The 8,289-nt window shown below is 74.9% G+C and carries 9 protein-coding genes; 5 read left to right on the top strand and 4 right to left on the bottom strand.

The window, feature by feature from the left end; translation table 11 throughout:
• From AB0O00_RS23460 to AB0O00_RS23450, 3 genes are all read left to right on the top strand, one after another.
• On the top strand, window positions 1-1,531 hold a 1,531-nt coding region (locus AB0O00_RS23460), incomplete at its 5' end, for a carbohydrate binding domain-containing protein (RefSeq protein ID WP_363654790.1).
• Between the two features lie 120 nt (window positions 1,532-1,651).
• Window positions 1,652-3,181, top strand: coding sequence for an SDR family NAD(P)-dependent oxidoreductase (locus AB0O00_RS23455; protein WP_363654788.1), 1,530 nt, complete (start codon window positions 1,652-1,654; stop codon window positions 3,179-3,181).
• A 70-nt stretch (window positions 3,182-3,251) separates the two neighbouring features.
• Window positions 3,252-3,884: a GNAT family N-acetyltransferase gene (locus AB0O00_RS23450; protein ID WP_363654786.1), complete on the top strand. Its 633-nt coding sequence runs from the start codon at window positions 3,252-3,254 to the stop codon at window positions 3,882-3,884.
• A 274-nt stretch (window positions 3,885-4,158) separates the two neighbouring features.
• Here AB0O00_RS23450 and AB0O00_RS23445 read toward each other — a convergent pair whose 3' ends face one another.
• A complete protein-coding gene (locus AB0O00_RS23445; protein WP_363654784.1) occupies window positions 4,159-4,902 on the bottom strand; it encodes an SDR family oxidoreductase in 744 nt (247 codons plus the stop codon).
• A 125-nt stretch (window positions 4,903-5,027) separates the two neighbouring features.
• On the opposite strand from AB0O00_RS23445, the gene AB0O00_RS23440 reads away from it, so the two are divergent.
• On the top strand, window positions 5,028-5,633 hold the full coding sequence (locus AB0O00_RS23440; RefSeq protein WP_363654782.1) for a TetR/AcrR family transcriptional regulator: 606 nt from the start codon (window positions 5,028-5,030) through the stop codon (window positions 5,631-5,633).
• Window positions 5,634-5,727: 94 nt separating this feature from the next.
• On the opposite strand, the gene AB0O00_RS23435 is transcribed toward AB0O00_RS23440, so the two are convergent.
• From AB0O00_RS23435 to def, 3 genes are all read right to left on the bottom strand, one after another.
• Window positions 5,728-6,261: a hypothetical protein gene (locus AB0O00_RS23435; protein ID WP_363654780.1), complete on the bottom strand. Its 534-nt coding sequence runs from the start codon at window positions 6,259-6,261 to the stop codon at window positions 5,728-5,730.
• 69 nt (window positions 6,262-6,330) lie between these two features.
• On the bottom strand, window positions 6,331-7,029 hold the full coding sequence (locus AB0O00_RS23430; protein ID WP_363654778.1) for a methyltransferase domain-containing protein: 699 nt from the start codon (window positions 7,027-7,029) through the stop codon (window positions 6,331-6,333).
• On the bottom strand, window positions 7,026-7,670 hold the full coding sequence (gene def, locus AB0O00_RS23425) for a peptide deformylase (protein ID WP_363654776.1): 645 nt from the start codon (window positions 7,668-7,670) through the stop codon (window positions 7,026-7,028). Before def ends, AB0O00_RS23430 begins: the two co-directional genes overlap by 4 nt.
• Before the next feature lie 181 nt (window positions 7,671-7,851).
• On the opposite strand from def, the gene AB0O00_RS23420 reads away from it, so the two are divergent.
• Window positions 7,852-8,289: helix-turn-helix domain-containing protein (locus AB0O00_RS23420; RefSeq protein WP_363654792.1), on the top strand; the 438-nt coding region annotated here is incomplete at its 3' end.

The raw sequence follows: 8,289 nt of genomic DNA, 5'->3' as shown, positions 1-8,289 counted from the left end.
CCCGAGAGGCACCCCCATGCCCAGCGCGCCCCACGACGCCCCCGCGCACCGCCGGTCCCCAGGCCGCACCAAGCTGTTGAGCCTCGCCGCGGCCACCGCGCTCGCCGCCGGCGGCCTCGCCGCCCTCGCCGGGAACGCCGGCGCCGCCGACACCAACCTGCTCGCCAACGCCGGTTTCGAGAGCGGCTCGCTGAACCCCTGGAGCTGTTCCGGCGGCACCGGCAGCATCGTCAACTCCGGTGCGCACAGCGGCACGTACGCGCTGAAGGGCGCGGCGAGCGCGAGCGACACCGCGCAGTGCGGACAGACCGTCGGCGTGCAGCCCAACACGACGTACTCGCTGAGCGCCTGGGTGCAGGGCCAGTACGTGTACCTCGGCGCCACCGGCAACGGCGTCACCGACCCGGCCACCTGGACCCCCGGCGGCGCCAACTGGCAGCAGCTGTCGACCAGTTTCACCACCGGTCCGAACACCACCAGCGTCACCGTCTACCTGCACGGCTGGTACGGGCAGGGCGCCTACCTCGCCGACGACGTCACGCTCACCGGGCCCGGCGGCGGAGGCCCCACCCCGACCGCCACGCCGACGGTGACGCCCACCGGCACCCCCACCGCCACGCCGACCGGCGGGCCGACCACCCCGCCGCCGAACGTCGCCCTGCCCGTCGCCCCCTACATAGACATGGGCGCCTGGCCCACGCCGGCCATGCCCGACATGGCCAAGGCCGGCAACCTCAAGGGCTACACGATGGGCTTCGTCACCGGCGTCGGCTGCAAGGCCAGCTGGTTCAACGCCTACGACCCGCGCACCGGCTGGGCCAAGGACCAAGTCGACGCGCTGCGCGCGGCCGGCGGCGACGTCAAGCTCTCCTTCGGCGGCGCCGGCGGCACCGAACTCGCCGCCGCCTGCACCACCGTGGACTCGCTGTTCGCCGAGTACGACGCCGTCGTGAAGGCCTACAACCTGCGCTACGTCGACTTCGACATCGAGGGCGCCGCGATCGCCGACACCGCCTCCAACGACCGCCGTTCGGCCCCGCTCGCCAAGCTCCAGCAGGCCAACCCGGGCCTCAAAGTGTCCTTCACCCTGCCCGTCCTGCCGGAGGGCCTGACCGCGGAGGGCGTCGCCATCGTCAAGTCGGCCCGGGACGCGGGCGTCGCCGTCGACCTCGTGAACATCATGGCGATGGACTACTACCGGAGCGGCACCGACTACGGCAACGCCGCCGTCCAGGCCGCGCAGGCGCTGTTCGGCCAGCTCAAGGCGCTGTACCCGGCGAAGACCGACGCCCGGCTGTGGGCCATGGTCGGCGTCACCCCGATGATCGGCGAGAACGACGACCACCAGGTCTACAACCAGGCCGCCGCCCAGCAGTTGGTGACCTTCGCCCAGCAGAACCACCTCGGCCTGCTGGCCTTCTGGGACGCCACCCGCGACGCCAACGCGTGCACCGGCTCGCTGGCCAAGTGCACCAACATCCCGCAGCAGCCGTACGAGTTCGCCAAGATCTTCGCGAAGTACACGGGCTGAGTCCGGCCCGGGGCGCCGGCGGGGCCGGAAGGCCTGCCCGGCGCCCCGGATTTATTGAGGGCGCATCCGTCAGAGCCGTCGATTACAGTCCCTTGCACTGCACGGCACGAGGGGGCGGACATGACGGTCCGGAACGACGAAGACCAGCTCAACCACATCGCGACGACCGACCCGAGCGCGGGCGCAGAGGCCGTCAGCGCGGCGGCCGTCAGCGCAGAAGCCGTCCGCGCGGAGGCCGTCCGCGTAGAGGCCGTCCGCGTAGAGGCCGTCACCGCCGAGGAACTCGCCGCGCTCGGCGCCACCCTGCGCCGCCTGCGCGGTCTGCCGCCGCACGACCGCACCCGCCTGCACGCCGAGCGCCAGCTCAGCTCCTTCGTCATGGAGAGCCGCAAGCGCCGCCGCCAGGAGGCCAAGCAGGCGCTCCGGGACGCCGACGACGCGCTGCTCGCCACCACCGCCACCGGCGCCCGCGACCGCCGCGAGGACGCCCCGCTCGCCCAGGCCGGCGAACCGGTCGGCGGACCGGTCGGCGTACCGGTCGGCGAGCTGCGGACACCGCGCCGCTGCTACGTCTGCAAGCAGCCGTACCGCCAGGTCGACGGCTTCTACCACATGCTCTGCCCGGACTGCGCCGCCGACAACACCGCCCGGCGCGGCCTCACCACCGACCTGCGCGGCCGACGCGCGCTGCTCACCGGCGGCCGCGTCAAGATCGGCTTCCAGCTCGCCCTCATGCTGCTGCGCGACGGCGCCGAGCTGACCGTCACCACCCGCTTCCCGCACGACACCGTCCGCCGCTTCCGCGCCGCCGAGGGCAGCGCGCAGTGGTGGGAGCGGCTCACCGTCGTCGGGATCGACCTGCGCGACCCGCGCCAGGTGCTCGGGCTCACCGAGCAACTGCGCGCCGACGGACGGCCGCTGGACATCCTGATCAACAACGCCGCGCAGACCCTGCGCCGCCCGCCCGAGTCGTACGCGCTGCTCGCCGCCGGGGAGCACGACGCCCTGCCCGCCGCCGACCGCCGCGCCGTCGCGCACGCCCCGGGCTTCCGGCCGATGCCCGCACTCACCTCCGCCTGGCCCGCCGCCGAGCTCGACCGCGCCCCGGCCACCGGCCACGGCCTGCTGCCCCTGCCCGACGAGGCCGGCCTGCTGCCCGACCTCGCCCCCGGCAACTCGTGGTCCGCCCGGCTCGGCGAGCTCGACCCGGCCGAGGTGCTGGAGACCCAGCTGGTCAACGCCCTCGCCCCGGCCCTGCTCTGCGACCGCCTGCTCCCGCTCCTGCTCGCCTCCCCGCACCCGCGCCGCTACGTCGTCAACGTGACCGCCGTCGAGGGCCGCTTCGCCGTCGTCAACAAGACCGCCGGCCACCCGCACACCAACATGGCCAAGGCCGCCCTCAACATGCTCACCCGCACCAGCGCCGGCGAACTCGCCCGCCAGGGCGTGCACATGTGCGCCGTCGACACCGGCTGGATCACCGACGAGAACCCGGCCCCGAAGAAGACCCGGATCGCCGCCCGCGGCTTCCGCACGCCCCTCGACATCGTCGACGGCGCCGCCCGCGTCTACGACCCGATCGTCCGGGGCGAGGCCGGCTCGCCGGTGTCCGGGGTCTTCCTCAAGGACTACCGGGAGGCCGCGTGGTGAAACCCCGGCCGGTCGGCCGCGGGGCCCGGTACGGTACGGGAGATCGCGATCGCCGCTCCGGGGGGAACACATGGCGCCGAACACCGAACTGACGCACGCCTGGGTGCACGGGCTGGCCGCGGCCCGGCGGTGCCCGGCACCGGTCGAGGTGCCGTGGGGGCTGCGGGTGGACGTCGGGCGCGGCAAGGAGTCCGTGCGGCACGTCCTGCTGCGCACCGACGAGGAGAGCGTCCGGGCCGCCGGGGCCGCCGCCGACCGGCCCTTCGCGCGGATCAAGGGCTTCGTCGACCCCGGCCCGACCCTCGGCCGGCTCGGCCCGGCCTGGGAGAGCAGCGCCGACGAGCTGATGATGACGACCGTGCTGCGCCGGGAACCGGTCCGCCTGCCAGCCGGCTACACGGCGGACGTCGAGCGCGGCGACGGCGTGGCGCACGCCCGGATCCTGACGCCGGCCGGCGAGTTCGCGGCCGGCGGCCACACCGGGGTGTGCGGCGCGCTCGCCGTGTTCGACCGCATCGAGACCGACGAGGCCCACCGGCGGCGCGGGCTCGGCAGCGCCGTGATGCGGCTGCTCACCGACGCCGCCCTCGACGCGGGCGCGGAGACGGCCGCCCTCGGCGCGACGGAGGAGGGGCGGGCGCTGTACGCCTCGCTCGGCTGGGAACTGCGGGGCCTCCTGGCCGGGTTCGTCCGCCGCGCCTGACCGGCGCAGCAGCAGCGGGGGCCGACCGGAGCGGCGCGGCGGCCGAGGGCCGACCCGAGCGGCGCAGCGCCAGCGGGCCGACCCGAGCAGCACAGCAGCAGCGGGCCAACCGGAGCGGCGCAGCGCCAGCGGGCCGACCCGAGCAGCACAGCAGCAGCGGGCCAACCCGAGCAGCACAGCAGCAGGAGGCCGACCCGAGCGGCGCAGCAGCAGCAGGCCAACCCGAGCAGCACAGCGCCAGCGGGCCGACCTCAGCGGCCGGCCCCGCGCCGTCTCAGCGGCCGGTGGCCAGGTTGGCGCCGCCGGTGCAGTCCAGGACCACGCCCGTCACGAAGGTGTTGGCCGCCATCATGTGGATCGCCCGCGCCACGTCCTGGGCCCGGCCGACCCGGCCGACCGGGGTGGTGGCGGCGAGGCCGTCGAACAGGGCCTTGCGCTGCTCGGCCGGGACCCGGTCCCACCACGGGGTGTCGACGACGCCGGGCGACACCGCGTTGACCCGCAGCGGTGCGAGCTCGACGGCCAGCGGCGGGACCATCGCCTCCAGCGCGCCGTTGATGGCAGCCAGTCCGGCGGTGCCGGGGATCGCGGCGCGCGCCGAGGCGGCGGTGACGAGGGTGACGGAGCCGTCCGCCCGCAGGTGCGGCAGGGCCGCCTGGAGGACCCGGACCTGCGGCCAGAACTTGGCGTCGAACCCGTGCGCCAGGTCGGCCAGGTCGAGCTGGGCGAACGGACCGGCGCCGGCCGCGCCGCTGACCGCGACGACCAGGTGGTCGACGGTGCCGCCCTCCGCGAAGAAGGCCGCGACGGCCCCGGCGTCCGCCGCGTCGACCGACGCGCCGGTGGTCTTGCCGCCGATCCTGGCGACGGCCGCGTCGAGGCGCTCGCGGTCCCGGCCGGTGATCACGACCTCCGCGCCGTCGGCGGCGAACGCGCCGGCCGCGGCCTCGCCGATGCCCGAGCTGCCGCCCATCACGACGACGCGCTGCCCGGCGAAGAGGTTCGAGTTGGTGCCCATGGTGGCGCTTCCTTCCGGCTTGTCGAGACCGTCCGTTCCGGTAATGATGATTGCCGAGACTGTTAGTCTTGTCAATCGGGGGCAGGGACCGGCCGGAAGCACGCCGGACGACGAGAGGACGACCGATGGACGCAACGGACCCCCGGCCGGGCGCCGCCCGCCCGCACACCGGACGCCGTCGCAACGAGGCCGCCCACCGGGCCATCCTCGACGCGGCACTGCGGCTCCTCGCCGAGTCGGACGGCACGCCCGTGACCATCGACGCCATCGCCCGCTCCGCCGGGGTGGGCAAGCAGACCGTCTACCGCTGGTGGCCCTCCAAGGGCGCCGTGCTCCTCGACGCCATCACCGACCGCGCCGACCAGGACGTCACCGGCCCCGACACCGGTGACCTCCGCACCGACCTGCGCACCTTCGTCGCCACCACCTTCGACGCCGCCCAGCGCGACGCCACCGCCTCCGCCCTGCGCACCCTCGTCCGAGAGGCCGCCCGCGACCCCCACCTGGCCGAGCTGATGCGGACCTTCACCGCGACCCGCCGAACGGCCCTGCACGAGCTCCTCGCCCGCGGGCGCGAGCGCGGCCAGCTCGCCGGGGACGCCGACCTCGACCTGATCGTCGACCAGGTCTACGGCGTCTTCTGGTACCGCTTCCTCCTCGGCCACGCCCCCCTGGACGCCGACGCCGCCGGCCGGCTCGCCGAATCGCTGGTCACCGGGGCGGCGCGGTAGCGGCCCCCGCGAACGACGCGTGCGCAGGAAGTCGGCCGATCCGACTTCCTGCGCGAAGCGTCCCGACGGCCCCCGGCGGCCACCCGCCCGGCGACTACCGAACGGCGACGGGCCCGCGGCGGCGACGGTAGTAGGCGAAGGCCAGGGCCAGCACGATCGGGCCCCACAGCATCGCCGGGCTGACGCACACCCGGGCGAGCGCCAGCCACCACCCGTTGCTGTAGCCGACCTCGTCGATCACGCCGAACCAGGCGAGCGGCTGGAGGTCGAACAGTCCCAGCAGGACCAGCCCGCCCACGACCGCGGGCCCGGCAGCCGCGAGCGGCGGCACCCGGCACCCCGCGAGGAACGGCACCCAGCGCGGGAAGACCTCGCCCCACCCCGCGACCAGGCCGAGGGTGAGCAGGCAGAGCGCCTCCGTGAGCACGCTGAGCCCGATCACGTAACCCGGCGCCCACCACGGCATCGGCGGCCGGTGCGGGTCGATCGTGCCCATCTCGAAGCCGGCCGCGAACGGGAGCCGCCACAGGCAGTGCGGCAGAACGACGAACGGAAGGGCCTTCGCCAGCCGCAACGCCCAGCGGGGGACGGGCCGTTCGGTCTCACCCAGGGGAAGTGTGATCGCCATGGCTCCACTCTCGCCGCGCCCCGGCGCCGGAACGTCGCCCGCCCGACCGAACCCCCTCCCCCGCGAGAGCTACCCGGCGTCCGCCAGGAGACAGACGTAGGAACGATCCGTCCGCGCCGGATGCGGCTGCTCCACCCGCGTGGTGACGGCGAATCCGGCCCGCGTGAGCAGCTCGACGAGCCGGGCGGCGGGCACCAGGTGCGACTCGTACGACACCGGGTGCCCGTACGCCTCGGCCGGGCGCAGGTGCGCGTCCCCGACGTGGCCGCCGAGCAGCAGCCGGCCGCCCGGGCGGAGGACGCGCCGGAACTCGGCGAACAGCGCGGGCAGGTGCGCGGGCGGCGTGTGGTGGACGGAGTACCAGGCGAGGATGCCGCCGAGGGCGCCGTCCGCGACCTCCAGCGCACCCATCGGGCCCGCCACGAACCGGAGTTCGGGGTGGAGACGGCGGGCGGTGCGGACCATCCCGTCCGACACGTCCACGCCGGACGCGTCGAGCCCGAGCCCGGCCAGGTACGCCGTCACCCGGCCGGGACCGCACCCGAGATCCGCGACCGGACCACCGCCGGAGGCCAGGACGAGCTCGGCGAAGGCGGACAGCATCGCCCGCGAGAGCGGGTCCAACTCCTCGGGCGGGATGACGAGTCGGAGGTAGTCGTCGGCGACGGCGTCGTAGGACGTGCGGACGGCGGCGAGGTGGGCGGGTTCGGCAGGCTCGGCGGGTTCAGCAGGCTCGGCAGGCTCGGAGGGTTCGGCGGGTTCGGTCACGCGGACGATTCTTCCGCGCCGCAGCGACAGGAAGGCGTGCAAGTCCCGGCCGGTCCCGTCCAGTTCGCGTGCGCGGCGGCGGCCTCGCGCTCGGCGAAGACCTCCGCCCTGAGGTCGGCGGTCTGACGCAGGACGTCCTTGCGGTCGCGCTTGGCGAGGCGGTCGACGTAGAGGCCGCCGCCGAGGTGGTCGGTCTCGTGCTGGAGGCAGCGCGCGAAGTAGCCGGTGCCGACGACCGTGCGCGGGCCGCCCCGCCAGTCGAAGCCGCGCACCACCACGCGGGCGGGCCGGGCGAGCGTCGCACGGGCGCCGGGCACCGACAGGCAGCCCTCGTCGTCCTCCAGCAGGCGGCGACCGGGCGCCTGCGGTTCGACGACGGGGTTCAGCAGGTGGCCGACGTGGCGAATGCCGTTGTCGTCGAGGCAGTCGTAGACGAACAGGCACAGGTCGACGTCCACCTGGTTGGCCGCGAGCCCGGCGCCGTCCGCGACGTACATCGTGGCGAACATCTCGTCGATCAGGCGGGCGAGTTCGGGACTGCCGAAGTCCTCGGGGCCGGCCGGGCGGCACGGCCGGTGCAGCACCGGCTCGCCGATCTCGGTGATCCGCCGGATCGCGGGGCGTTCGCGCAGGTCGGACATCGGGCGCTCCTCGGAGGGCTGGTGTGGCGGCCCGCGCGTCGGCGCGCGTGCCGGGCTTGCGATGCACTTTGCAAAGTAGCAGACTTTGCAAAGTTCCGAGGAGGACCAAGTGACCGACGAGGACCACGTGACCGAGGACGACAAAGTGACCGAGCACGACGAACCGACCGGGGAAGACCTCATCGCCCGCGCCGCCGCGGCACTCCCCGAACACGCCGTGCGCACGGCGCTGCTGGAGCTCCTGGCCGAGCGAGGCACCGTCACCTCCACCGAGGCGGCCGGGCTACTCGGGTACAGCTCCGGGCTCTGCTCGTTTCACCTGCGGCAGCTGGCCCGCTACGGGCTCATCGAGGAGGCGCCGGCGACCGACGGCCGGGCACGGCCCTGGCGACTGCCGCAGGCGCGGCCCCAACGCGCGGATGCGGACGAGGAGTTCGGCGAGCTGGCGCGCGGGCTGGAGGACGAGAGCTACCGGCGCTGGCTCGCCCGGCGGGCCGAGGCGCCGGCCGAGTGGCAGCACGACGACGCGTTCAGCGCCGTCGTCCACCTGACGCCCGCCGAGCTGACGGCCGTCGGGGAGGCCGTCCGCCAGGTGCTCGCCCGGTACCGCGGCCGCGAC

It is taken from the genome of Kitasatospora sp. NPDC093558, from assembly GCF_040683475.1.
In the GTDB taxonomy this organism is placed as follows: Bacteria; Actinomycetota; Actinomycetes; order Streptomycetales; family Streptomycetaceae; genus Kitasatospora.
The sequence above is the reverse complement of the archived record's forward strand: the minus strand, read 5'-3'. Positions and strand labels throughout refer to the sequence as shown.